Here is a 23688-nt window from a genome sequence, read left to right as displayed (position 1 = left end):
TTCAGCTGAGCGTCTTCAGGGACGCGGCGTCGTACGGCTTCAGCTCGTCGAAGCGGTCGGAGAGCACCTTGGCCGCCCACTGAGGGTCCTGGAGCAGCGCGCGGCCGACGGCGACCATGTCGAACTCGTCGGACTCCAGGCGGTCGAGGAGGTTGTCGATGCCCTTGACCTCGGAGCCCTGGCCCTGGAAGGCGCCCAGGAACTCGCCGTCGAGGCCGACCGAGCCGACGCTGATGACCTGCTTGCCGGTGAGCTTCTTGGTCCAGCCGGCCAGGTTCAGGTCCGAGCCGTCGAACTCCGGCAGCCAGTAGCGGCGGGTGGAGGCGTGGAAGACATCGACGCCGGCCGCCGCCAGCGGGGTGAGGATCGCCTCCAGCTCCTCGGGCGTCTCGGCGAGCCGGGCGGTGTAGTCCTGCTGCTTCCACTGCGAGTAGCGGAAGATGACCGGGAAGTCGGCCGAGACCTGCTCACGGACCGCGGCGACGATCTCCGCGGCGAACCGGGTGCGGGACACCGGGTCGCCGCCGTAGGCGTCGGTACGGCGGTTGGTGCCCTCCCACAGGAACTGGTCGACGAGGTAGCCGTGGGCGCCGTGGATCTCCACGCCGTCGAAGCCGATGCGCTCGGCGTCGGCGGCCGCCTGGGCGAACGCGGCGACGACGTCGTCCAGGTCCTTCTGGGTCATCGCCTTGCCGGTGGGCTCGGCACCGGCCGTGACCAGGCCGGACGGGCCCATCGCGGGGGCGTCCGGGTACGGCGCGTCGCCGTCCTTGCGAACCATGCCGATATGCCACAGCTGCGGGACGATGGTGCCGCCCGCCGCGTGCACGTCCTCGGCGACCTTCGCCCAGCCCGCGAGCTGCTCCTCCCCGTGGAACCTCGGCACCCGGTCGCTCTGCCCCGCCGACTCGTGGCCCACGTACGTGCCCTCGGTGACGATGAGGCCGACGCCGGCGGCGGCGCGGCGGGCGTAGTACGAGCGCACGTCCTCGCCGGGGACGCCGCCCGGGGAGAACATGCGGGTCATCGGCGCCATCACGATCCGGTTGGGAACCGTGAGACCGTTGAGCGCGATCGGGCGGGACAGGATCTGGGCCGCGCGGGAGGCGGGGGTCGTGACGGTCACGGGGGCTCCTGGTGAATAACTCTGCTGACCGGGCGGTATGTGTGCACGCATTGTTGCAGCTTCTGAAGTAACGGGCTGTGCGCCGGCCCACATTCCCGCTCCCGCCGAAGCCTTCACGTGACGCCACTCACACTGGCCCGGTTCAACTGCCGCACCCGCTCCCGCAGCACGGCGTCCGGCGGCGCCGGCTCGACCGACCCCGGCGGACAGTCCCACTCCCGCCCGCCGCCGAGGGGACGCAGCTGCACCCGGCCGCCCACGCGCCCCATCACCTCACCGGCCCGCCCCTGCGCGCGTCGACGGCGTACTCGCACGCACGGTTCAGCGCGGCCGCCGGCCGCGAGGCCACCTTGACATTGCAGCGCAACCCCGACGGCCCGAAGCTGGCGTTCCCGGCCGAGGCCTGGTCAGCGTTCGTCTCGGGGCTCAAGCCCTGAGGTTCGAGACCTCTTTCCAAGGAACAGGTGGAGGGCCCAACCCACCCACCCACCCCGCGAGTTGACGCAACGCGCTCGACTTGCCACGCACGGTCACAAGGCTCTAGCGTGCCCGCATAACGAACAGCCCCCGTCAGGTGCTACCAACACCTGCGGGGGCTTGACCGACGAGATCGGAGTAGGCGATCCCGTGGCTGACACCCACTTTAGCCCTGCCTCCCTGCCCGCGCACGCGACCCCGCACGCGACCCCGCACCCGATGGCCAATCCGGGCTACGGCAAGCGCTCCGTGCCGGACCAATGCCCGCGCACCCACCACGACTTCTCGCATCTCCCGCCCCGTGAGGCGGCCGTCGCCGGGTACCTCGACCGCCTCCCCGAAGGCGCCGACATCTCGGTGAAAACGCTGGCCAAGCAGCTCCCGTACGGCCAGTGCGCGCTGCGGACCATCCTCAACCGCCTTCAGGCGGCGGGGCACTTGCGGCGCGGCCGGGAGCGGCTGGAGACGGATTCCGGCGGCACGCGGTGGATCACCCGATCGTGGTGGTCCCGTACCGCGCGCGACGACGCCTGGTGGGCGGCGTTCTCGCGCGGCGACGTACCGGAGGAGCCGACCGAGCCGTCGCCCCGCCCCACCCGGTCCCGTGCCCACATCCTGCTCGCCGCCCTGGGCCGTACGGCACCCGTGCTGTCGCTGTCCGCCGCCGACTGCGCCGTACTCGCGCCGCTGCTCACGGAGTGGTTCGCGCGCGGGGCGACCGACGAGGCCGTACTGCGTGCCCTGACCGACGGGCTCCCCTCGCCCGTCCACCATCCGGCCGCGCTGGTCCGCCGCCGCCTCATCGACAAGCTGCCGCCGGAACCGGTCCCCCGTCCGGCGCCCCGGCGGCTGCTGGAGTGCGCGGAATGCGGGCTGCCGGGGCGGCCGGAGGCGCTGCCGGGGGGCGTGTGTGCGGGCTGCCGAGACGGGCGCGCACCTACACGCTCCAACGCGCCCCTGGCTCCCTCGGCGATCCAGTCCCGAGCAGCGGGGATCCGCGCTGCGATGGCTCTCAAACGAGAGGAAAGGACACCCGTATGACGGCTTCCACGGTCCGACATGACCACCTAGGGGCACGATGGAGGGGAGGAGGCGACGCCATGACCCCTGACACCGAAGAACGCCCGCAGATGTCCGTCGAGGACTTCGAGGAACTCGTCCGCAGGGCCCCCAGGGAGCTGCGGTACCGGCTCGAGTTCCTGGGCGGAAGGCTGTGCATCCGGCACGGGCCGCTCGACGTGGAGGAGTTCGAGGAACTGGCCGCGGCCGCCCCCGAAACCGTGCGGCTTGAGTACGTCAACGGAAAGGTAGTCGTCAAGGCCATGCCGGATGGCAACCACGGCGAGATCTTCATGTGGCTGCTACGTCAGTGCATGCAGCAGCGCCCCGAGCTGAACCTCATGCCCGAGAGGGGCGTCAAGGCCGAGGCCTACCGGAAGGGCCGCGCCATCACCGACGGCTTCCTCGCTCCCGTGGGCCACTTCAAGGGCCACGGAAACTGGTCCGACACCGACGGCGCGCTCATGGCCGTGGAGATCACCTCCCACGACCGCGACACCGACCAGCGCGACCGCATCGACAAGCCCGTGGGCTACGCGGCGGCCGGGATCCCCGTCTATCTGCTCATCGACCGCGACAGCGCCACCGTCAGCGTGTACAGCGAGCCGAAGGAGGGGCGTTACCTCCAGTGCTCCACCCGCCCCTGGGGGGCGACCGTCGAACTGCCGCCTCCGGTCGGCATCACCCTGAACACGGAGGACCTCAAGGACTACGCCGACTGAGCCCGGAACCCGAAAACGCCCGAGGGCGGCACTCCCAGCCGGAAGCTGGAAGCACCGCCCTCGGTCCGAAAGGACAGGCGATCAACCCTCAGGTCGATCAGAAGTCCATGTCACCGCCCGGCATGCCGCCGCCGGCCGGCGCGGCGGCCTTCTCCGGCTTGTCGGCGATGACGGCCTCGGTGGTGAGGAACAGCGCGGCGATGGAGGCGGCGTTCTGCAGCGCGGAACGGGTCACCTTCGCCGGGTCGATGATGCCCTCGGCGACCAGGTCGACGTACTCGCCGGTCGCGGCGTTCAGGCCGTGGCCCGGGGTCAGGTTGCGCACCTTCTCCACCACGACGCCGCCCTCGAGGCCGGCGTTGACGGCGATCTGCTTCAGCGGGGCCTCGAGCGCGATGCGCACGGCGTTGGCGCCGGTCGCCTCGTCACCCTCGAGCTCCAGCTTCTCGAAGACCTGGGAGGCCTGCAGCAGGGCCACGCCACCACCGGCGACGATGCCCTCCTCGACGGCCGCCTTGGCGTTGCGGACGGCGTCCTCGATGCGGTGCTTGCGCTCCTTGAGCTCCACCTCGGTGGCGGCACCGGCCTTGATGACCGCGACACCGCCGGCGAGCTTCGCCAGGCGCTCCTGCAGCTTCTCGCGGTCGTAGTCGGAGTCGCTGTTCTCGATCTCGGCGCGGATCTGGTTGACGCGACCGTTGACCTGCTCGGAGGAGCCGGCACCGTCGACGATGGTGGTCTCGTCCTTGGTGATGACGACCTTGCGGGCGCGGCCCAGGAGGTCCAGGGTCGCGTTCTCCAGCTTGAGGCCGACCTCCTCGGAGATGACCTCGCCGCCCGTGAGGATGGCGATGTCGCCGAGCATGGCCTTGCGGCGGTCACCGAAGCCCGGGGCCTTGACGGCGACGGACTTGAAGGTGCCGCGGATCTTGTTGACGACCAGGGTCGACAGGGCCTCGCCCTCGACGTCCTCGGCGATGATCAGCAGCGGCTTGCCGGACTGCATGACCTTCTCCAGCAGCGGGAGCAGGTCCTTGACCGAGGAGATCTTGGAGTTGGCGATGAGGATGTACGGGTCCTCGAGCACCGCCTCCATGCGCTCCATGTCGGTCGCGAAGTAGGCGGAGATGTAGCCCTTGTCGAAGCGCATGCCCTCGGTGAGCTCGAGCTCCAGGCCGAAGGTGTTGCTCTCCTCGACGGTGATGACGCCTTCCTTGCCGACCTTGTCCATGGCCTCGGCGATCAGCTCGCCGATCTGGGTGTCGGCGGCGGAGATGGACGCGGTGGAGGCGATCTGCTCCTTGGTCTCGACGTCCTTCGCCTGCTCCAGCAGGGCGGCGGAGACGGCCTCGACGGCCTTCTCGATACCGCGCTTCAGGGCCATCGGGTTGGCACCGGCGGCGACGTTGCGCAGGCCCTCCTTGACCAGGGCCTGGGCGAGCACGGTCGCGGTGGTCGTACCGTCACCGGCGACGTCGTCCGTCTTCTTGGCGACTTCCTTGACCAGCTCGGCGCCGATCTTCTCGTACGGGTCCTCGAGCTCGATCTCCTTGGCGATGGAGACACCATCGTTGGTGATCGTGGGGGCGCCCCACTTCTTCTCGAGGACGACGTTGCGGCCCTTGGGGCCGAGCGTCACCTTCACGGCGTCCGCGAGCTGGTTCATGCCGCGCTCGAGGCCGCGCCGCGCCTCCTCGTCGAACGCGATGATCTTGGCCATGTGAAGTGGTCCCTCCAGGACTGGGGGTGATTCCTTCGGACCGCGCCCGCGCCCGCGACGGACGGCTCGCCGACCCGTGGTTCCTTGCCCCACTTGGCCTGCGGGCCTCACCGACCCGGTCCTTCTTTGTCACTCTCACCTTCAGAGTGCTAACGCCAATGATTAGCACTCGGCATGGTCGAGTGCAAGCGGCTCAGCCGGATCAGCCCGGGGCGAACGGGGCAGCCCGGGCATGGCGAAGGGCCCGCACCCTGTGCGAGGTGCGGGCCCTTCGTGCAAGAAACGTTCAGGCGGTGACGCGAACCATGTCGGCCTGCGGACCCTTCTGGCCCTGCGAGATCTCGAACTCGACCCGCTGACCCTCTTCCAGGGTGCGGTAGCCGTCCATCTGAATCGCGCTGTAGTGGACGAAGACGTCCGCACCACCGTCGACCGCGATGAAGCCGTACCCCTTCTCCGCGTTGAACCACTTGACGGTGCCCTGAGCCATGCCTAACTCCCCTATTACTGGCCCTTGCACAGATCCACACTTCGCGGACCCGGGTCAGACCTCACCCCCCATCGGACGGGGGCGTGCGCCGGAACGCGTCGACCGCGGCTGAATGTATCTGTCCAACTGCCGTCTGCAACAGGTCAATCGGACGAGAATTCTGGACGGGAACCGTCCGGAATGTGGCGAGAATTCAGCCGACTTCGGGGCAAGTCGGACCCCACAAACCGCCACAAAAGCCGCATAAAACCTGCGTACTTTGGCTACTTCTCATCGGGTGTGCGGCATGAATTCAGGGCCCCCGACCGGTCCGACCGAGAGCGCGTTCCCCAACTCTATCGCGCTCAATCACACAGAATTGCCCCCTCCGCTTCTCTCACGGAGGAGGCAATTCGATGAACAATGCGTAACCGAAGTTACCTAAGGTAACGATCAGCCGCCGGCGACGGCCGGAATGATGGACACGCCGGCGCCGTCCGGGGTGGCGGTGTCCAGGCCCTGTTCGAAGCGCACGTCGTCGTCGTTGACGTACACGTTGACGAACCGGCGCAGCTTGCCCTGGTCGTCCAGCACCCGGGCGGCGATCCCGGTGTGGTTCTTCTCCAGGTCGGCGATGACCTCGGAGAGGGTCGCGCCCTCGGCGCTGACCTCCGCCCGGCCACCGGTGTAGGTGCGCAGGATGGTGGGGATGCGAACGGTCACGCTCATGCGAGGCCAGCCTCTCGGAAGGAGTCCAGGGTCGGGCGGATGGTGGCGGTCAGGCCGGTGCCGGCCACCGCGTCCAGGGTCTTCAGGCCGTCGCCGGTGTTGAGGACCACCGTGGTCTTCGTCGGGTCCAGGACGCCGTCCTTGAGCAGCTTGCGGGTGACGCCGACGGTCACGCCGCCCGCCGTCTCGGCGAAGATGCCCTCGGTGCGGGCCAGCAGCTTGATGGCGTCCACGACCTCCTCGTCCGTCACGTCCTCCACGGCACCGCCGGTGCGGCGGGCGATGTCCAGGACGTACGGACCGTCGGCCGGGTTGCCGATGGCGAGGGACTTGGCGATGGTGTTCGGCTTCTGCGGCCGTACGACGTCGTGACCGGCCTTGAAGGCGGTCGACACCGGCGAGCAGCCCTCGGCCTGGGCGCCGAAGACCTTGTACGGCTTGTCCTCGACGAGCCCCAGCTCGATCAGCTCCCGCAGACCCTTGTCGATCTTCGTGAGCTGGGAGCCGGAGGCGATCGGGACCACGATCTGGTCGGGCAGCCGCCAGCCGAGCTGCTCGCAGATCTCGTACGCCAGGGTCTTGGAGCCCTCCGCGTAGTACGGCCGCAGGTTGACGTTGACGAAGCCCCAGCCCTCGCCGGCCGGGTCGCCGATCAGCTCCGAGCAGAAGCGGTTCACGTCGTCGTAGTTGCCCTCGATGCCGACGAGCTCGCCGCCGTAGATCGCGGCCATGACGACCTTGCCCTGCTCCAGGTCGTGCGGGATGAACACGCACGAGCGGAAGCCGGCCCGGGCGGCGGCGGCGCCGACGGCACCGGCGAGGTTGCCGGTGGAGGAGCAGGACAGGGTGGTGAAGCCGAAGGCGCGGGCGGCCTCCAGGGCCTGGGCGACCACGCGGTCCTTGAAGGAGTGCGTCGGGTTGCCGGAGTCGTCCTTGACGAACAGGCCGCCGGTGACTCCGAGTTCGGCGGCGAGGTTGTCGGCCTTGACGAGCTTGGTCCAGCCCGGGTTCAGGTTCGGCTTGTCGGCCACGTCGGCCGGGACCGGAAGCAGCGGGGCGTACCGCCAGATGTTGGCGGGGCCGGCCTCGATACGGCGGCGCAGCTCTTCGGTGTCGTAGCCGGAGAAGTCGTAGGCGATCTCCAGCGGGCCGAAACACTCCTCGCAGGCGAACACCGGGCCGAGCGGAACACGGTGACCGCACTCGCGACAGCTCAGGGCCGCGGCGGGACCGAGGTCGACGGTGGAATCGGTGGAGCTTGCAACTGTCTGCACAGCCATGGAGGCGAGGCCCTTTCTCCTCATCTTCCTCACGACGCACCTCGCCGTGAGACGGATTTGGCACCTTCCCTGGCCTGGAGCCTCGCGGAGACGAGTTCGGCTCAGGGGGGTTGCCGGGGCTTCATCGGGCCGTGTCCCTCTGCCCCTCTGGATGAGCGGTATGCAGTTGTGAGCGCGCGGTCGACCCCGACATGCGATGGTCACCGGCGTTGTTCAAGACTGTAACCGAAGGCCAGGACAGTTGAGATAGTCGTCCGAACCGCGAGACACGTGAGGAGCCGCTGACTGTGCTGGAAGAAGTCGAGCGCTGGCTGGCCACCCGCTCCTGGTCCGTGACCGATCGCCCGCTGCACAAGATCCTGGCGGCCAAGCAGCGCACGGGCCAGTCGGTCTCCGTCGTGCTGCCCGCGCTCAACGAGGAGGAGACGGTCGGCGACATCGTCGCGGTCATCCGCCACGACCTCGTGGAGCAGGTACCGCTCGTCGACGAGATCGTGGTGGTCGACTCCGGCTCCACCGACCGTACCTCCGCGGTCGCCGCCGCCGCGGGCGCGCGGGTCGTTCACCGGGACGAGATCCTGCCCCGCGTCCCCGCCGTCCCCGGGAAGGGTGAGGTGCTGTGGCGCTCGCTCCTGGTCACCACCGGGGACATCGTCTGTTTCATCGACGCCGACCTGCGCGACTTCTCCTCCGACTTCGTCTCCGGGATCGTCGGCCCGCTGCTCACCGAGCCGGGCGTGGACCTGGTCAAGGCGATGTACGACCGCCCGCTCGCCGGGTCCGCGGGCCAGGGCGGCCGGGTCACCGAGCTGATGGCCCGCCCGCTGCTGAACATGCACTGGCCGCAGCTGGCCGGATTCGTGCAGCCGCTGGGCGGCGAGTACGCGGCCCGGCGCAGCCTGCTGGAACAGCTCCCCTTCCCGGTCGGGTACGGCGTGGAGCTGGGCATGCTGGTGGACGCCCTGCACCTGGTGGGGCTGAACGCGCTGGGGCAGGTCGACGTGGGTGTGCGCAAGCACCGCCACCAGGACGGGCAGGCGCTCGGCCGGATGGCCGCGGCGATCTACCGCACGGCCCAGCTGAGGCTGGCCCGCGGCCATCTGATCCGGCCCTCCCTCACCCAGTTCGAGCGCGGGGAGGACGGCTTCGAGCCACGCACCTACTCGGTCGACACCGAGGAACGACCGCCCATGGTGGAGATCGCCGAGTACGCCGAGCGCCGGGTGGCGTGAAACCGGCCGCGGGGGTCGTATACGGCGGCGTGCCGGGCGCGGCCGTACGTTTGAGCGTTTCCGGGCCGGGCTAGGTTGAGGACCATGGCTTCCACGCAGGATGCTTCCGAGAAGGCTCAGGTACTGGTCGCGTCCAACCGCGGCCCGGTGTCGTACACGGTGGACGAGAGCGGCTCGCCGCGCGCCAGGCGGGGCGGCGGCGGGCTGGTCTCGGGGCTGTCGGCCATCGGGCCGGACGCGGACTCGCTGTGGGTGTGCGCGGCGCTCGGCGACGGCGACCGGGAGGCGGTACGGCGCGCGGGCGGCGGACTGCTGCCGGAGGAGGACACCGGCGGGCAACGGGTGCGGATGCTGGACATCGACGCCCAGGTGCACTCGGACGCCTACAACGGGATCGCCAACTCGGTGCTGTGGTTCGTGCACCACATGCTGTACCAGACCCCGCTGGAACCGGTCTTCGACGCGGAGTTCCGGCGGCAGTGGGCGTCGTACGAGGCCTACAACCGGGCGTTCGCCGAGGCGCTGGCCGGGGCGGCGGCCGAGGGGGCGGCGGTGCTGGTGCAGGACTACCACCTGTGCCTGGTGCCCGGCATGCTCCGCGAGCTCCGCCCCGACCTGCGGATCGGGCACTTCTCGCACACCCCGTGGGCGCCGCCGGAGTACTTCCGGCTGCTGCCGGACGACATCGCCGCCGAGCTGCTGGGCGGCATCCTGGGCGCGGACCGGGCGGCGTTCCTGACCAGGCGCTGGGCGGACGCGTTCACGGAGTGCTGTCACGCGGTACTGGGATCCGGGGCCCCGGCCGTGCGGGTCGGTGTGCACGGGCTCGGCGCGGACGCCGACTTCCTGCGCAAGCGGGCCCACGAGCCCGATGTGGACGAGCGGATGGCGGCGCTGCGCGAGGAGATCGGCGAGGGCCGCAGGACCATCGTGCGCGTCGACCGCACCGAGCTGTCCAAGAACATCGTGCGCGGGCTGCTCGCGTACCGGCAGCTGCTGGTCGACCACCCCGAGTGGCGCGAGAAGGTCGTCCACCTCGCCTTCGCGTACCCGTCCCGCCAGGATCTCGCCGTGTACCGCGACTACACCGCCGAGGTCCAGCGGGTGGCCGAGGAGATCAATTCGGCCTGGGGCACACCCGATTGGACGCCGGTCGTGCTTCACGTCAAGGACGACTTCGCGCGCTCCCTGGCCGCGTACCGGCTCGCCGACGTGGCGCTGGTCAACCCCATCCGGGACGGCATGAACCTGGTCGCCAAGGAGGTGCCGGTCGTCTCCGACGAGGGCTGTGCGCTGGTGCTGTCACGGGAGGCGGGAGCGTACGAGGAGCTGGGCTCCGACGCGCTCGTGGTGAACCCGTACGACATCGGGGGCACGGCCGACGCGTTGCACTCCGCGTTGAGCATGCCGGCGGGCGAGCGGGCGGAGCGGTCGAAGCGGCTGGCCGCGGCCGCCACCGCGTTGCCGCCCGCTCAGTGGTTCCTTCAGCAGCTTCAGGCGCTCGAGGAGCTTCGGTCCAGCTGAGCGGCGAGGGTCCGCAGCAGCTGTACGACACCCGCGGGGCCGTCGACCACCACGTCCGCGCGTTCCGCCAGTTCGGTGACCTCGGTGCTGCCGCTGCAGACCAGGAGGCCGGGGACGCCGTCGGAGCGGAGTTTCTCGACGGCGGCGAAGGCGGGGAGGTCGCCGAGGTCGTCGCCGGCGTAGAGGACGGACTCGGCGCCGGTCCTGCGGACGTGGTCGGCGAGGGCCACGCCCTTGTCCATGCCCGGCGGGCGCAGTTCCAGGACCATACGGCCGGGTTCGACGATCAGGCCGTGGCGGGTGGCGAGGTCGGTGAGGGGGCCGCGCAGGGCCTCGAACGCGGCCTGCGGGTCGTCGGCGCGGCGGGTGTGCACCGCGACGGCGCGGCCCTTCTCCTCGATCCAGGTGCCGTGCCAGGCGCCGGCGCGGTCCAGCACGCCCGGCAGCTCGGCGCGCACCGCCGCGACGCCGGGGTGCGGGGGCGGGGCGGTGACGGTGCCGGTGACCGCGTCCCAGCGTTCGGCGCCGTAGTGGCCGAGGACGGTCAGGTGCTCCAGGCCCGGGACGCCGGCGAAGCCGCCGTGGCGGACCGCGACCCCGGCGGGGCGGCCGGTGATCACGGCGACGGAGGCGACCTTCGGGGCGAGGAGGGCGAGAGCCGGTACGGCGCCGGGGTGGGCGCGGGCCTGTTCGGGGTCGGCGACGATGGGGGCGAGGGTGCCGTCGAAGTCCAGCCCGACGAGCGCTGCGGCCGGCCTGGCGAGCAGCGCGGCGAGTCCGGCCCGGCCGGGGTGGGTCTGCGGGGTGGGCAGAGCGTCCATACAGCGACACTATCCAGCCCGGACCGCCGTCACGCCCACCCAGGCCGGCTTCAGCGCTCCGAGCGCCGGGTCTCCCGTACCCGGCGCAGGCGGTTCACCGTCACCGGGTCGTGCGCCAGCGCCCGCTCGTCGTCCAGCAACGCGTTCAGCAGCTGGTAGTAGCGGACCGGGGACAGGCCCAGTTCCTCGCGTATCGCCCGTTCCTTGGCGCCGGGGCCGGGGAAGCCGCGGCGCTCCAGGGCGAGGATCGCTTGTTCGCGGGGGGCGAGTTCCATGCAGTCACCGTAGCGGTGGGGACTGACAGAGCCCGCTCAGTTCCTGGCGCTGCTGTCCGCCGCCGACGCCGTCGCCTGGAGGCGGCCGAGGACGCCGGCGGGGTCGCCGCCGGGGGAGACGGCCTGGCCGATGTTCTGCTTCACGGCCGCGCTGACCGAGGCCCAGGAGGTCTTGCCGACGGGGTACAGCTCGGAGGTGGGCAGCTCGTCGAGGAAGGGGTGCAGGGCCTTGTCGGGGGCGGAGTCCGACTCGCCCATGGCGGTGGAGGCGGAGCCGGTGACCGGCAGCAGGCCGTACTCGCGGGAGAAGTCCAGGACGTTCTTCTTGCTGTAGACGAAGTTGAGGAAGTCGCCCATCCGGTCGCGGTGCCCGTTCTGCTTGAAGGCCATCATCCAGTCGGCGACGCCCATGGAGGCCCTGGCCCTGCCGGTGTGCCCCGGCATCGGCACCATGCCGAACTGCACGCCCTTCTTCTCGGCCTGCTGGATGAGTGTGGGGTGTCCGTTGAGCATGCCCACCTGGCCGTCGGCGAAGGCGGCGAAGGCGGTCGCGCGGTTGAGCCTGCCGGGCGCGACCGGCCCGGTCAGGCCCTTGCCGACCAGGTCGTCCTTGAGCCAGGTGAACGTCTGGACGTTCTGCGCCGAGTCGATGGTGTAGGTGCCGATCTCGTCGGTGTAGCCGTTGCCGCCGTTGCCGGGGTCGCTGCCGCTGAGCAGCCACTGCATGGTCTCGGCCTGGGCCTCCTCGGGGCCGAGCGGCAGGGCGAAGGGGTACTTCACACCCTTGTCCTTGAGCGCCTGGGCGTCGGCGGCCAACTGGTCCCAGGTCGTGGGCGCGGTGGTGATGCCGGCCTTGGCGAACAGGGTCTTGTTGTAGAAGAGCACGCGCGTGGAGGCCGCGAAGGGGATGCCGTACTGCGTGTGGTTCCACTGCCCGGCCTCGGAGAGCGGGGAGAGGAAGTCGGCCTGGGTGGGTATGGAGAGCAGGTCGGAGACCGGGTAGAGCTTGCCCGCGGCCGCGTAGTCGGCGTAGGCGCCGATCTGGGCCAGGTCGGGCGCGTGGCCGGCGGCGACCATCTCCTTGACCTTGGCGTCGACGTCGTTCCAGGAGTACACGCTGACGTCGATCTTCACCCCGGGGTGCTTCGACTCGTACTCCTTGACCAGGGTGTCCCAGTACTTCTGGGAGCTGTTGGCGGGAGAGTCGCCGTAGTCGGCGGCGACGAGTCTCAGCGTCACGTCGGAGGAGCCCGTGCTCCCGCAGCCGCCGAGGACCGCCGTCATGCCCAGTGCGGACATCATCGCGATCGTTCCTGCCGTACGCCGACGCACGCTCAAAGCCCCAACCCTGCTGTCTGACCGTTCAATATATGGACACATAAGGTCTACACCACGTGAGTGGACTAGACCTCTCGCGGGTAGGGGGTCACACTAGGGCCCGTGGTAAGACATGTCATCGCCCTGGACGTGGGCGGTACCGGGATGAAGGCCGCCCTCGTCGGCGACGACGGCGAACTGCTCCACCGCGCCCGCCGCGCCACCGGCCGCGAGCGCGGACCGGACGCGGTGGTCGGGGCGATCCTCGACTTCGCCGCCGAGCTGCACGCGTACGGCGTGCGGCACCACGGCGAGGCCGCCGCCGCTGCCGGCATCGCGGTCCCCGGCATCGTCGACGAGGAGCAGGGCATCGCCGCCTACGCGGCCAACCTCGGCTGGCGGGACGTACCGCTGCGCGCGCTGCTCGCGCGGCGGCTCGGCATCCCCGTCGCCCTCGGCCACGACGTGCGCACCGGCGGCCTCGCCGAGGGCCGGATCGGCGCGGGCAGGGGCGCCGACCGGTTCCTCTTCGTGCCGCTCGGCACCGGCATCGCGGGCGCGATCGGCATCGACGGCCGGGTGGAGGCGGGCGCGCACGGCTTCGCGGGCGAGATCGGCCATGTCGTCGTACGGCCCGGCGGGATCCCGTGTCCCTGCGGGCAGCTCGGCTGCCTGGAGCGGTACGCCTCCGCGTCCGCCGTCAGCGAGGCGTGGGCGGCGGTCTGCGGCGACCCGGACGCGGACGCCGCCGACTGCGCCAAGGCCGTCGCGTCCGGCGACCCGAACGCCGTTCGGGCCTGGCAGGAGGCGGTCGACGCACTCGCCGACGGCCTGGTCACCGCGCTCACCCTGCTGGACCCGCGCACCCTGATCATCGGTGGCGGTCTCGCCGAGGCGGGGGAAGTGTTGTTCCAGCCGCTGCGGGACGCCGTCCGGCGGCGGGTCACCTTCCAGAAACTGCCGGCGATCGTCCCGGCGGCGCTGGGGGACACGGCCGGCTGCCTGGGCGCCGGACTGCTCGCGCAGGACCTACTGACCACCACTTCTACGACTCCGGAGGTAAGCGCCTGATGGCTCCCAGCTTGGTTCTCACAGGTGCTCGGGTGGTGCTGCCCGGCGGGGTCCTGGACGACGGGTGCGTGGTCGTCGAGGACACGCGGATCGCGGCTGCCGCTCCCGAGAACGCCGAGGTACTCGACGTGAGCGGCCACTGGCTGGTACCGGGGTTCGTCGACATCCACAACCACGGCGGCGGCGGAGCCTCCTTCTCCGGCACCCCGGACCAGATCATGAAGGCCGTCGCCACGCACCGCGCGCACGGCACCACCACCCTGGTGGCCTCCACCGTCACCGACGAGATGGACCTGCTGGTCCGCCAGGCCGGGCTGCTGAGCGAGCTGGCCGAGCAGGGCGAGATCGCCGGCATCCACTTCGAGGGACCGTTCATCTCGCCGTGCCGCAAGGGCGCGCACTCCGAGTCACTGCTGCGCGACCCGGACCCGGCCGAGGTCCGCAAGCTGATCGACGCGGCGCGCGGCAGGGCGAAGATGGTCACCCTCGCGACCGAGCTGCCGGGCGGCATCGACTCCGTACGGCTGCTCGCCGAGCACGGCGTCATCGCGGCGATCGGGCACACGGACGCCACGTACGAGCAGACGGTCGAGGCCATCGACGCGGGCGCCACGGTCGCCACCCACCTGTTCAACGCGATGCCGGCCCTGAACCACCGGGCGCCCGGCCCCATCGCCGCCCTGCTGGAGGACGAGCGGGTCACGGTCGAGCTGATCAACGACGGCGTACACCTCCACCCCGCCGCCCTGGAACTGGCCTTCCACCGGGCGGGCGCCTCCCGCGTCGCCTTCATCACGGACGCGATGGACGCGGCCGGCATCGGCGACGGCCGCTACATGCTGGGCCCGCTGGAGGTCGAGGTCAGCGAGGGGGTGGCCCGGCTGGTGGAGGGCGGCTCGATCGCCGGCTCCACGCTCACCCTGGACCGCGCGTTCAAGCGGGCGGTGACGGTCGACAGGCTGCCGGTCGAGGACGCCGTACAGGCCCTGTCCGCCAACCCGGCCCGCCTCCTGGGGCTCTACGACCGCATCGGCTCGCTGGAGCCCGGCAAGGACGCCGATCTGCTGGTGCTGGACGCGGACTTCGGCCTCAAGGGTGTGATGCGGCGGGGCGAGTGGGTGGTGGTCCCGCCCCAACTGGCCTGATCTGCCCTTCTTTTCCCTGGACGGCGGCCGACTCGTGACTGGGCGGACCGCCGTCTCTTTGGCATGATCGTGGCCCCGGAAACCGATGTCGGGCGCGATGACGCGCCGCAGGGACTTCGAGGGAGGTCGGCCCGGGTGATCCTCACGGTCACGCTGAACACCGCTCTCGACCTGACTTACCGGGTACGGTCGCTGCGCCCGCACACCTCGCACCGGGTCTCGGAGGTCATCGAACGGCCCGGCGGCAAGGGCGTGAACGCGGCCCGGGTGCTGGCCGCGCTCGGACACGAGGTGACGGTCACGGGGTTCGCGGGCGGCGGCACGGGACGCGCGATACGCGACCTGCTCGCCGGCGTGCCCCGGCTCACGGACGCGCTGGTGCCGGTCGCCGGGACGACCCGGCGCACGATCGCGATCGTCGACGAAGTCTCCGGCGACACGACCCAGTTGAACGAGCCGGGCCCGCACATCGCGCCGGCCGAGTGGGGCGCGTTCCTGGACCGCTACGAGGAACTGCTGCCGTCCGTCTCGGCGGTGGCCCTGTGCGGCAGCCTGCCGCCGGGCGTGCCGGTGGGGGCGTACGCGAACCTCGTCCGGGCCGCCCGCGCCGCCGGAGTCCCCGTCCTGCTGGACACCAGCGGCGAACCCCTGCGCCGGGGAGTGGCCGCCCGCCCCGACCTCATCAAACCGAACGCCGACGAACTGGCCGAACTGACCGGCTCCCACGAGCCGTTGCGCGCCACCCAGGACGCGCGACGGCGTGGGGCACAGTCGGTGGTGGCCTCCCTCGGCGCACAGGGCCTGCTCGCCGTCACCCCCGAGGGCCACTGGCACGCCACCCCACCGACCCACCTCCACGGCAACCCGACGGGCGCGGGCGACTCGGCGGTGGCGGGCCTGCTGTCGGGGCTCGTGGAACAACTCCCCTGGCCGGACCGGCTGGCCCGCGCGGTCGCGCTGTCGGCGGCGACCGTACGGGCCCCGGCCGCCGGTGAGTTCGACCCCGCGGTGTACGAGGAACTGTGGGGGCGGGTGGCGGTGACCGGGGTGGCCGGCGCGGCGTGATTCCCCACCCCGACGCACCCCACGCCACCACCAGCCCACACCCGCCGGCCGACCTCGCCGAGATCGTCCGCCTCTACGGCCTGCGGCCATGGATCGAGCAGAGCTGCAAGCAGATCAAGGACGAACTCGGCTGGGCCGACTTCCAAGTCCGCTCCGACCGCGCCATCCGCCGCCACCAGACCCTGGTCAACTGCGCCTTCTCCTTCTGCTGGGACCAATGGTTCGCCCCACCCTGACCCCTGGATGCCACCGCGCCGGACCCGCGCCCCGACGAGGGGGCAGAGAAGAGAGGGGCCCAGTCTTACCCCACCAGCCCCAACCGCCTTGCTGGCCCAGGGCCTTACGGCCATCCGCTCCTGACTCACCCCCGCCCTCAGCCATACCCAGTGGTGGCGAGCATGGACGGACACGGACCCACCCGCCGAGCTGCAGGCCCTCATCGACGCGGTCACCACCGGAGAGGGCATTGACCTCTACCTCCGAACTTAACGAACTACCGCTAGAGATCTTTAACGGTGCGGGTTACGGCGGGTCGTGACGGCTGTCGTGGGCCGCGCTATGCCGGGAGGATGAGGTATCCCGATTGCGGCGGCTTGACGGCTGAGGAACGGGCTCGGAGTGAGCAAGCCCGGCTCGCGGCCGCCGATCTGATCGAGGCCGGGGCCAGTGACCGGGAGGTGGCCCGGCGGTTCAGGGTGACCCGGATGTCGGCGACCCGCTGGCGGCGGGCCTTGGCCTCAGGAGGTCGGCAGGCCCTGGCCTCCAAGGGCCTCGGCGGTGCTCGCTGCAAGCTCGACTCAGGGCAACTGCGACTACTGCAGACGGTGTTGGATGCCGGCCCGGCCGCCTCTGGCTGGCCTGACCAGTGCTGGACGCTGGCGCGGATCGCCGAGGTCGTGCGCCGCCAGTTCGGTGTCGAGTACACCCTGGCGGGCTGGACCATGCGGGAGTTGATCGCCGCCCGATTATGGCTGACCGTCTACCAGCTGCCGCCGTACGCTCCCGAGCTCAATCCCGTCGAGGGCGTGTGGTCGCACCTGAAGAGGTCGCTGGCCAACCTCACCAAACACAGCCTGGACCAGCTCACCGCGTGGGTGAGGACGCGGCTGAAACGCATGCAGTACCGGCCCAGCCTCATACAGGGTCTCATCGCCAAGACCGGGCTCGACTTCCAACCGCCGTCACCTCAGCCGTTAAAGATCTCTAGTGCCTCCCGGCCGGCGAGACGGCACGAGGCGACAACCGCCACTCGCGGGCGGGCATGCGCTGTATCAGAGACGCTTCGTCGACGCCCCAGTTGCGGTCCCCCCGGGTCCGCTTCGCCGAGCACGCCACCAGCCCCAGGCTGTGTGTCCCACAAGCACGACGGCAACCACCACCGCGGTGAGGCGAATGGCATTCCAGGTCATGTTGGCAACCGAGCCTTGCAAGTTCGCCTCGACGGCGAGCCGCTGAGAGGTCTCGAAGAATGCGATCAACGGAACAAGCAGACGGAATGGGAGGCCGCCGACGCCGGGCGTCCGCGCAAGGTTCCCCAAGACCCCCACAGGCGCCCCGAGGACGAACGCTGCTATTCCCCAGAGCAAGATTCTGGACAAGAGGCCCTCTCCAGGCCCGCCAGAGATAACCCGTCCAATCGGAGCAGTGGGGCTTAGATATTTAAAGAGGTAGTACACGACCACACCGATTGCCAAAGCCGAAGAGGCCAGCAGCGTTGACTCAATCTTAGACCGCCGCAAATAGCCGACAATAAAGGCAAAACATGCCCACGACCACCCGCCGGAAAATGCAAGATTCACAACATGACTAATCGGGTTATCAAATTTACCCGCCAGTGGCCCAATTGCACCAATTATCGCGCCCACCCCTAGAGCTACCACGGCAGGAATGACGTGAGCGCGCAGAAAGCTTACGATTTCACTTGCCCTATTCTGTGGTAATTTTCTCATACGGAATGACGCCCGTCTGGGGTGTCTATGTGGGCGCCCGCATAGACACCCCAGACGATGCGGACTTGCGCGCCCTGCCCGGCATCACTGCCAGGGGCAGGGGCGTGGGAACCTAGTCCTTGTCCTTAGACCAGTATGCATAGCACGTGTAGGCGCCGCCTCCGGTGACGTGGGCGCTGGAGGTCTGGTTAGCACGAGACCAGTCATAGTCCGAGCCGCCAGCGATCTTCGCGGTGGAACTATGACCCACCTTCGGGTGGTAGTAGTTCGAATAGCAGTCCTTGCCGTCCGTGACGGCGTTCCAGCCGAAGCTCCACTTTCCGCCGCCGACCTCGACGATGGTCTTCGGCGTAATACTTCCCGCCGAATCGTCCATCGTGAGCTTCACCACACCCCATTCCTTGGGGTTGCCCAGCTCTGCAGGCGGCTGGGTGCCGTCCCCGCGAGTGTGAATGGTGACGGTGGCGCTGAGGGTGCGGGTCTGATCAGCGTCTGCGGTGGCCGGTGTCGTGAGGACGCCGGCAGCAAGGCCTGCGCCCGCAAAGGCGAAAGCCATGCATCTGCCGAAAACCTTCATGGAGTACCCCTCCCTGATTCCCCGTGTGGGAGTCGCAGAGGGATCTTGTACAGATCGAGGCCTTCCAGTGAAGGGGGACTGAACGGCTTGTCTGAAAAATGCTGTTGTCCGATCTGTGGACTCAGAACGGACATTTACGTACTCCGCAATGAGAGCTCCGGCGCGGAGCGGTCCCATTACTTGTGCAGTCAGGTGCTCCTGGCACCTTCGCTGCCTGGACCTCCAACTACAGCTCGTGGCTGATTCCTAACCTACGCACTTCAGTTGGGGCGATGAGATGACGCTGAGAGTCAACTGTTGGGCACCGAGGCGATTTCGGTCTTCGGACATCGTGGAGTTCCGCCGTAGTCGATCTCCCCTGGGTCCTTCGGATCGCGGCGGAGAGGATTGCCGGTCAGCCGCCAGGGCGGGGCAGTGCGGCGAGGTGAGGAAGTCCGTGGCCAGTTCGTTTCTCCCGTGCAGCAGCCGGTAGCGGAGCTTCTTCGGGTCGGCAGTGGCCAGCTGGCCGTCGAGAAGCGGACGAGGATCCAGACTGGACACCGGCGCCGAACCCCTGCCCGAGGCGGCGCCGCCCGCCCCGACCTCATCAAGCCGAACTCCGACGAACTGGCCGAACTCACCGGCTCACACAAAACCCTACGCGCCGCCCAGGACGCCCGCCGCCGCGGCGCCCACGCGGTCGTCGTCCGAGGGCCGCTGGCGCGCAGTCCTGCCCGCCCCTGAGCAAGACGACCCACCGGCGCTGGCGACTCGGCCGGCGTCGGCCTCTTGTCCGGCCTGCTGGACCGACTCCCTGGCCGAACCGCCTCACCCGGGCGGTCGCCCTGGTGGCAGCCGCCGTACGGTCCGCAACAGCGGGCGAGTTCGACCACGCAGCCTACGAGAGACCCCTGGCATGCGTGTCGGTGACGGCGGCGTGAAAGCTGTGCAACCCACCACCGGACATGCCCGCCTGGCGGTTGGCCGAAAAACGGCCTTTCCCTCAACGTATACGGGATGATCAGATGATCACTTGTTCGCCACGTTGACCAGTGGCGATAGACATAGGGGACCCCATATGAACATGCTCAAGAAGGGCCTGACGACAGCAGCTGTCGCCGGCGCGTTGCTCGGTGGCACCTTTGCCACGCCGGCCGCGGCAGCCGATCCCAACACCTGTCCAAAGGGCAAGTTCTGCGGGTGGTCGGGGACACACAGGACCGGAACTCGGACGGTCTACTCCGAAAAGCCCGGCTGTATCCCTCTCGACCGCATCGCCCGGTCCGTCTCGAACCAGACTTCTTACACTCTGGTTTTTTGGAAGGCCACCCTCGGCTGTGCCACCGGCACCAAGTTGGTCACTCTGAAGCCGGGCACCTACTCGGACAACGTTGACAGCGCCAACTCCGTTGAGATTTACGGCTGAGGTGCGCCACAAGCACTCAACCTGAAGTTCACAATGCGCGACAGCCGCCGGGAATCAACACCTCCGGCGGCTGTCGCGCTTGACGGACCGCATCGGCCTCTACTTGGTGATGTAGAGCTGGTCCAAGACGGCGTTGCACTGGTTGCCGTCGTTGCAGGCGATCTGGATCGTGTTCGTGCCCTGGTTGAGGTTCACGTTGGCCCAGGTGGTCTGCCAGCCCTTCTCCCAGTCGCCCTGCGGCAGATTGCCGAAGTTCTTCATGTTCAGGGGCCGTGAGTCGGCCTTGCCGTTGACCACCAGAGTCGCGTTGGCGTCGACGCCCGGGATGCCGTACCGCACGTACAGGCGATAGGAGCCGGCCTCTTGAACGTCGTTGACGGTCCACGTGACGGTCGCACCCACGTGATTGAAGCCCGTCACGTAGCTGCCACCCTTGGCCTTCGACCCCTTGATGCTCGACGCTGTCGTCACACCGGGCCCGAGCTGCAGCGCGCTCGCGTCCGTCTTCGGCAGTTCCCCCGGCGCCGCCGAGTTGCTGCTCGACGGGCTCGAGGACTGGCTCTGGGACTGGGTCGGGGTGGTGCCCGCCTGGTTGTTGGTCTTGTCGTCCGAGTTGTCGTTGAGCATCGCCACGCCGATGCCGATGACCACCGCGGCGACCACCGCGATCGCGCCGATCAGCAGGCCCTTGGTGTTGGGGCCGCGGCGGCCCGGTGCGGGGTGCGCGGGCTGACGGGTGGTCGGGGCGCCGCCGGGGAGGGTCTCGGGGGCCTGGTAGTGGGCGTTCGGCTGGCCGTAGGCGCCCGGCTGCTGCGGGACGCCGGGCTGCTGGCCATAGGTGGCCTGCTGCTGGCCGTACCCGGCCTGCTGCTGGCCGTACTGGCGCTCGCCGACCGCCCGCACCCTGCTGACCGAGTTCGGGTAGCCGTAACCCCCGGACGGCGGCTGGGCCCCTCTGGCCTGGCCGTCGGCGTACAGGTAGCCGAACGGGTCGTCGTCCTCGGGCGTGCTCGGGCCGTTTTCGCCGGGCGTCATCCCTTGGTCTCCTCAGCGGGTGCGGGTGGATGCGATACAGGTCTGGAAAGGGGAGCCTACCCGGTCCGGCTGGGCCAAACGGGTGACTCGAATCGCATCAAGTCCCTGACCTGCGCATCACCCGGCGCGTCGGTGCTGTTTGGGACGAGATCGTTTCTCTACGTACATACGCTCGTCGGCTGACTTCAACACTTCGTCCGCCGTCATGCCGCAGTGCGCCCAGCCGATGCCGAAGCTCGCGCCCACCCGGACGGCCCGGCCCTCGGCCCGGATCGGCTGGATGATCTCGTTGCGCAGCCGTACGGCGAGGTCCTGGGCGTCGGCCCGGCCGAGGCCGTCGGCGAGGATCACGAACTCGTCGCCGCCGAGGCGGGCGACCGTGTCGCCGTCGCGGACCCCGCGGGAGAGCCGCCTCGCCACCTCGATGAGGACCGCGTCGCCCGCGTTGTGCCCGAAGCGGTCGTTGATCGACTTGAAGCCGTCGAGGTCGCAGAAGAGGACCGCGAGGCCCTTGGTGCCGTCGTCGCGGCCGTCCTCGGGAGCGACGGTGTGGACATGGTGGTCGAAGCTGTCGAACGCCTCCGCGCCCGGCCGGAAGTCGAAGCCGTGGGCCACGGGGGCGTCGAAGGCGGGGTGGCCGTAGGCCGCGTCCAGGGACTCCAGTTCGCCGGTGTGGGCCGGGCGCCGGCACAGCCGGGCCGCGAGGCGGGCGCGCAGCTCGGCGGAGTTGGGCAGACCGGTGAGCGAGTCGTGGGAGGCGCGGTGGGCGAGCTGCAGCTCGCGGCGCTTGCGTTCCTCTATGTCCTCGACGTGGGTGAGGAGGAAGCGGGGGCCGTCGGCGGCGTCGGCCACGACGGAGTTGCGCAGGGACACCCAGACGTAGGTGCCGTCGCGGCGCCCCAGGCGGAGTTCCGCACGGCCGCCCTCCGCCGAGGTCCTGAGCAGCGTGCCGATGTCCTCGGGGTGCACCAGGTCGGAGAAGGAGTAGCGGCGCATCGCGGAGGCCGGGCGGCCGAGCAGGCGGCACAGGGCGTCGTTGGTGCGCAGGATGCGGCCGTGCTGGTCGCCGCCCATCTCGGCGATGGCCATGCCCGAGGGGGCGTACTCGAAGGCCTGCCTGAAGCTTTCCTCGCTCGCCCGCAGGGCCTGCTGCTCGCGCTCCAGGCGGACCAGGGCGCGCTGCATGTTCGCACGTAGACGCGCGTTGCTGATCGCGATGGCGGCCTGGAAGGCGTACATCTGCAGGGCCTCGCGGCCCCAGGCGCCGGGGTGGCGGCCGTTGCGCGGCCGGTCGACGGAGATGACCCCGAGCAGCTCGCCGCAGGTGGCGCCCTGCGCGCCGGGCGTGTACATGGGGGCGAAGAGGCGGTCGGAGGGGTGCCACTCGTCCTCGAAGCGAGGGGCCGGGCCGTCCGTGTACCACTGGGGGACGTCGTCGTCGTCGAGGACCCAGCCCTCGGTGTGCGGTATGAAGACCAGGTCGCCCCAGCGCTCGCCCATGTTCAGCCGCCGCTCCCAGGACTCGCGGGAGCCGACCCGGCCGGTGATCAGGGCCTCGGCGGCGGAGTTCCCGGAGAACGCGGCGACGACGAGATCGCCGTCGGGGCGTACGAGGTTCACGCACGCCATCTCGTACCCGAGGGCGTTGACCACGCCGTCGGCGACGGTCTGCAGTGTGTCCGCCAGGCTGCGTGCCGTGTTCATGTCGGCCATGACCTGGTGCAGCTGCCGCAGGGACGCAAGACGGACATACGGCTCCGACTCGGTCTCCATGCTCGCCCTCCCCCCGAGACCTCGCAGCGAATCAAGGGTTGTCTTCGGCGCTTCTTAAGGGTGCCTCTTACGGTGCGTCTCAGTTTCCCAGCCACTGAATCACAGCGCGCTGCCCACTCGGTACACAGGGTCAACAATTCCTGCCCCTTGTGACTCAAGTCACAGATGAACGTGAACAATTGAGTGGAGTTTCTGCGTTTTCCCCGTGCGTTTACTGAACGCAAACTTTTGGGCTCGGTTCACATGATGCACACAGCGGTCCTCCCCTGGTCCTAGGACCAGGCTCGGACCGAGGCCCGATGCGGCCCCCGCGGGGCGGAGACTAGCGTTTCCGACGTGCTGAAGAGTCCCTCACCCACCGCCACCGCCGCTTCCGGGCATGCTGAGGGGGTGAGCAACGACGAGTTCCGGGCCGCGATGTCCCGACTGGCCGCCGGAGTGGTCCTGGTGACCGCGCAGGAGCCGCCGCTGGACCCGGACGACCCGGACGCGCCGGGCATGGAGGACGTCGGCATGACCGCCACCGCCTTCCTGTCCGTCTCCCTCGACCCGCCGCTGGTCCTGGTGAGCCTGCGCACGGGCGCCCGCATGGACGACCTGCTCGACGAACAGCCCCTGTGGGCGGTGTCGGTCCTCACCGAGAGCCAGCGGCACATCGCGGGCCGCTTCGCCATGAAGGGCCGGATCAGCGACCGTCTGCTCTTCGAGGACATCCCCTACGTCCGCGGCGAGGCCACCGGCGCCCCGCTGGTGGGCGGCGCGCTGGCCACGCTGGAGTGCCGCACCGAGCAACGGGTGACGGCCGGCGACCACACCCTCGTCATCGGCCGCGTCCTGACCGCACGGGTCCCGAGCGCCGAGGGCGGCCCGCTGCTCTATTTCCGGGGCCGGTACCGGCAGTTGGGCTGAGCCCGATA

Annotated in this window: 21 protein-coding genes, 3 pseudogenes and 1 riboswitch; of the genes and pseudogenes, 13 read left to right on the top strand and 11 right to left on the bottom strand. The window is 69.8% G+C overall.

The window, feature by feature from the left end:
- Nucleotide 1: 1 nt before the first annotated feature.
- Nucleotides 2–1126 carry an NADH:flavin oxidoreductase gene (locus FB563_RS16240; RefSeq protein WP_055710537.1) on the bottom strand — a complete coding sequence of 375 codons (1125 nt, stop codon included), beginning with the start codon at nt 1124–1126 and terminating at the stop codon, nt 2–4.
- Between the two features lie 77 nt (nt 1127–1203).
- On the opposite strand from FB563_RS16240, the gene FB563_RS45470 reads away from it, so the two are divergent.
- The 3 genes from FB563_RS45470 to FB563_RS16225 all read left to right on the top strand — a co-directional run bounded on the left by FB563_RS45470 (nt 1204) and on the right by FB563_RS16225 (nt 3384).
- On the top strand, nt 1204–1563 hold the full coding sequence (locus FB563_RS45470) for a DUF397 domain-containing protein (RefSeq protein ID WP_159045648.1): 360 nt from the start codon (nt 1204–1206) through the stop codon (nt 1561–1563).
- 259 nt (nt 1564–1822) lie between these two features.
- Nucleotides 1823–2644 (top strand): hypothetical protein, encoded by an 822-nt coding sequence (locus FB563_RS16230; RefSeq protein ID WP_055708386.1) that lies wholly within the window; start codon nt 1823–1825, stop codon nt 2642–2644.
- 59 nt (nt 2645–2703) lie between these two features.
- The gene (locus tag FB563_RS16225) at nt 2704–3384 is read left to right on the top strand and encodes a Uma2 family endonuclease (RefSeq protein ID WP_234357881.1); all 681 of its coding nucleotides are present in this window, start codon (nt 2704–2706) and stop codon (nt 3382–3384) included.
- A gap of 97 nt (nt 3385–3481) precedes the next feature.
- Here FB563_RS16225 and groL read toward each other — a convergent pair whose 3' ends face one another.
- From groL to thrC, 4 genes are all read right to left on the bottom strand, one after another.
- On the bottom strand, nt 3482–5104 hold the full coding sequence (gene groL / locus FB563_RS16220; protein ID WP_014673417.1) for a chaperonin GroEL: 1623 nt from the start codon (nt 5102–5104) through the stop codon (nt 3482–3484).
- A gap of 286 nt (nt 5105–5390) precedes the next feature.
- Nucleotides 5391–5594: a cold-shock protein gene (locus FB563_RS16215; protein ID WP_004986573.1), complete on the bottom strand. Its 204-nt coding sequence runs from the start codon at nt 5592–5594 to the stop codon at nt 5391–5393.
- Between the two features lie 432 nt (nt 5595–6026).
- A complete protein-coding gene (locus tag FB563_RS16210; RefSeq protein WP_055708387.1) occupies nt 6027–6302 on the bottom strand; it encodes a MoaD/ThiS family protein in 276 nt (91 codons plus the stop codon).
- On the bottom strand, nt 6299–7582 hold the full coding sequence (thrC, locus tag FB563_RS16205) for a threonine synthase (RefSeq protein ID WP_055708388.1): 1284 nt from the start codon (nt 7580–7582) through the stop codon (nt 6299–6301). Before thrC ends, FB563_RS16210 begins: the two co-directional genes overlap by 4 nt.
- A 17-nt stretch (nt 7583–7599) precedes the next feature.
- A riboswitch (SAM riboswitch) is annotated at nt 7600–7740 on the bottom strand.
- A 129-nt stretch (nt 7741–7869) separates the two neighbouring features.
- Here thrC and FB563_RS16200 point away from each other — a divergent pair.
- Both FB563_RS16200 and FB563_RS16195 read left to right on the top strand, forming a co-directional pair.
- Nucleotides 7870–8814 carry a glucosyl-3-phosphoglycerate synthase gene (locus tag FB563_RS16200; protein WP_055708389.1) on the top strand — a complete coding sequence of 315 codons (945 nt, stop codon included), beginning with the start codon at nt 7870–7872 and terminating at the stop codon, nt 8812–8814.
- 84 nt (nt 8815–8898) lie between these two features.
- Complete coding sequence (locus FB563_RS16195) at nt 8899–10338, top strand: alpha,alpha-trehalose-phosphate synthase (UDP-forming) (protein ID WP_055708390.1); 1440 nt, start codon at nt 8899–8901, stop codon at nt 10336–10338.
- Here FB563_RS16195 and otsB read toward each other — a convergent pair.
- Genes otsB through FB563_RS16180 form a run of 3 tightly spaced genes read right to left on the bottom strand, consistent with a single transcriptional unit; the run spans nt 10308 to nt 12736 of the window.
- Nucleotides 10308–11159: a trehalose-phosphatase gene (gene otsB, locus FB563_RS16190; RefSeq protein WP_055708391.1), complete on the bottom strand. Its 852-nt coding sequence runs from the start codon at nt 11157–11159 to the stop codon at nt 10308–10310. The genes FB563_RS16195 and otsB overlap by 31 nt on opposite strands.
- 50 nt (nt 11160–11209) lie before the next feature.
- Nucleotides 11210–11434 carry a DUF3263 domain-containing protein gene (locus FB563_RS16185; RefSeq protein ID WP_055708926.1) on the bottom strand — a complete coding sequence of 75 codons (225 nt, stop codon included), beginning with the start codon at nt 11432–11434 and terminating at the stop codon, nt 11210–11212.
- A gap of 36 nt (nt 11435–11470) precedes the next feature.
- Entirely contained in the window at nt 11471–12736 is a 1266-nt protein-coding gene (locus FB563_RS16180; protein WP_055708927.1) for an extracellular solute-binding protein, read from the bottom strand.
- Nucleotides 12737–12916: 180 nt separating this feature from the next.
- On the opposite strand from FB563_RS16180, the gene FB563_RS16175 reads away from it, so the two are divergent.
- The 5 genes and pseudogenes from FB563_RS16175 to FB563_RS44035 form a co-directional block, all read left to right on the top strand.
- The gene (locus FB563_RS16175) at nt 12917–13822 is read left to right on the top strand and encodes an ROK family protein (RefSeq protein ID WP_234357929.1); all 906 of its coding nucleotides are present in this window, start codon (nt 12917–12919) and stop codon (nt 13820–13822) included.
- Nucleotides 13822–14967, top strand: coding sequence for an N-acetylglucosamine-6-phosphate deacetylase (gene nagA / locus FB563_RS16170; RefSeq protein ID WP_055708929.1), 1146 nt, complete (start codon nt 13822–13824; stop codon nt 14965–14967). The genes FB563_RS16175 and nagA overlap by 1 nt, the downstream gene beginning before the upstream one ends.
- 135 nt (nt 14968–15102) lie before the next feature.
- Nucleotides 15103–16032 carry a 1-phosphofructokinase family hexose kinase gene (locus FB563_RS16165; RefSeq protein WP_055708930.1) on the top strand — a complete coding sequence of 310 codons (930 nt, stop codon included), beginning with the start codon at nt 15103–15105 and terminating at the stop codon, nt 16030–16032.
- A pseudogene (locus tag FB563_RS45465) lies at nt 16032–16502 on the top strand (IS701 family transposase); the annotation flags it as partial. The gene FB563_RS16165 and the pseudogene FB563_RS45465, both read left to right, overlap by 1 nt.
- 99 nt (nt 16503–16601) lie before the next feature.
- Nucleotides 16602–17213 (top strand): annotated as a pseudogene (locus FB563_RS44035) (transposase); the annotation flags it as partial.
- Nucleotides 17214–18093: 880 nt separating this feature from the next.
- Here the strand turns inward: FB563_RS44035 and FB563_RS16140 are convergent.
- On the bottom strand, nt 18094–18558 hold the full coding sequence (locus FB563_RS16140) for a lactococcin 972 family bacteriocin (protein WP_055708931.1): 465 nt from the start codon (nt 18556–18558) through the stop codon (nt 18094–18096).
- Nucleotides 18559–19090: 532 nt separating this feature from the next.
- Between FB563_RS16140 and FB563_RS16135 the strand changes: the two are divergent.
- Both FB563_RS16135 and FB563_RS16130 read left to right on the top strand, forming a co-directional pair.
- A pseudogene (locus tag FB563_RS16135) lies at nt 19091–19478 on the top strand (PfkB family carbohydrate kinase); the annotation flags it as partial.
- A gap of 137 nt (nt 19479–19615) precedes the next feature.
- Nucleotides 19616–19963, top strand: coding sequence for a peptidase inhibitor family I36 protein (locus FB563_RS16130; RefSeq protein ID WP_079049001.1), 348 nt, complete (start codon nt 19616–19618; stop codon nt 19961–19963).
- Nucleotides 19964–20062: 99 nt separating this feature from the next.
- On the opposite strand, the gene FB563_RS16125 is transcribed toward FB563_RS16130, so the two are convergent.
- Both FB563_RS16125 and cdgB read right to left on the bottom strand, forming a co-directional pair.
- A complete protein-coding gene (locus FB563_RS16125) occupies nt 20063–20998 on the bottom strand; it encodes a CBM35 domain-containing protein (protein WP_055708932.1) in 936 nt (311 codons plus the stop codon).
- Between the two features lie 117 nt (nt 20999–21115).
- Nucleotides 21116–22771 (bottom strand): diguanylate cyclase CdgB, encoded by a 1656-nt coding sequence (gene cdgB, locus FB563_RS16120; protein WP_055708933.1) that lies wholly within the window; start codon nt 22769–22771, stop codon nt 21116–21118.
- A gap of 417 nt (nt 22772–23188) precedes the next feature.
- Here cdgB and FB563_RS16115 point away from each other — a divergent pair, with 417 nt between their 5' ends.
- Nucleotides 23189–23680, top strand: a complete 492-nt coding sequence (locus tag FB563_RS16115) for a flavin reductase family protein (RefSeq protein ID WP_234357754.1) — start codon at nt 23189–23191, stop codon at nt 23678–23680.
- Nucleotides 23681–23688: the final 8 nt, after the last annotated feature.

Source organism: Streptomyces puniciscabiei, from assembly GCF_006715785.1.
Classification (GTDB): Bacteria; Actinomycetota; Actinomycetes; order Streptomycetales; family Streptomycetaceae; genus Streptomyces; species Streptomyces puniciscabiei.
Note: the sequence above shows the minus strand (reverse complement) of the source record. Positions and strands in the feature narration are given on the sequence as shown.

Coding starts and splice junctions, on each gene's coding strand:
- FB563_RS16230 (WP_055708386.1), top strand. CDS start 1,823: ATGGCCAATCCGGGCTACGGCAAGCGCTCCGTGCCGGACCAATGCCCG.
- FB563_RS16225 (WP_234357881.1), top strand. CDS start 2,704: ATGACCCCTGACACCGAAGAACGCCCGCAGATGTCCGTCGAGGACTTC.
- groL (WP_014673417.1), bottom strand. CDS start 5,104: ATGGCCAAGATCATCGCGTTCGACGAGGAGGCGCGGCGCGGCCTCGAG.
- FB563_RS16215 (WP_004986573.1), bottom strand. CDS start 5,594: ATGGCTCAGGGCACCGTCAAGTGGTTCAACGCGGAGAAGGGGTACGGC.
- FB563_RS16210 (WP_055708387.1), bottom strand. CDS start 6,302: ATGAGCGTGACCGTTCGCATCCCCACCATCCTGCGCACCTACACCGGT.
- thrC (WP_055708388.1), bottom strand. CDS start 7,582: ATGGCTGTGCAGACAGTTGCAAGCTCCACCGATTCCACCGTCGACCTC.
- FB563_RS16195 (WP_055708390.1), top strand. CDS start 8,899: ATGGCTTCCACGCAGGATGCTTCCGAGAAGGCTCAGGTACTGGTCGCG.
- otsB (WP_055708391.1), bottom strand. CDS start 11,159: ATGGACGCTCTGCCCACCCCGCAGACCCACCCCGGCCGGGCCGGACTC.
- FB563_RS16185 (WP_055708926.1), bottom strand. CDS start 11,434: ATGGAACTCGCCCCCCGCGAACAAGCGATCCTCGCCCTGGAGCGCCGC.
- FB563_RS16180 (WP_055708927.1), bottom strand. CDS start 12,736: ATGATGTCCGCACTGGGCATGACGGCGGTCCTCGGCGGCTGCGGGAGC.
- FB563_RS16175 (WP_234357929.1), top strand. CDS start 12,917: ATGAAGGCCGCCCTCGTCGGCGACGACGGCGAACTGCTCCACCGCGCC.
- nagA (WP_055708929.1), top strand. CDS start 13,822: ATGGCTCCCAGCTTGGTTCTCACAGGTGCTCGGGTGGTGCTGCCCGGC.
- FB563_RS16140 (WP_055708931.1), bottom strand. CDS start 18,558: ATGAAGGTTTTCGGCAGATGCATGGCTTTCGCCTTTGCGGGCGCAGGC.
- FB563_RS16130 (WP_079049001.1), top strand. CDS start 19,616: ATGAACATGCTCAAGAAGGGCCTGACGACAGCAGCTGTCGCCGGCGCG.
- FB563_RS16125 (WP_055708932.1), bottom strand. CDS start 20,998: ATGACGCCCGGCGAAAACGGCCCGAGCACGCCCGAGGACGACGACCCG.
- cdgB (WP_055708933.1), bottom strand. CDS start 22,771: ATGGAGACCGAGTCGGAGCCGTATGTCCGTCTTGCGTCCCTGCGGCAG.
- FB563_RS16115 (WP_234357754.1), top strand. CDS start 23,189: ATGTCCCGACTGGCCGCCGGAGTGGTCCTGGTGACCGCGCAGGAGCCG.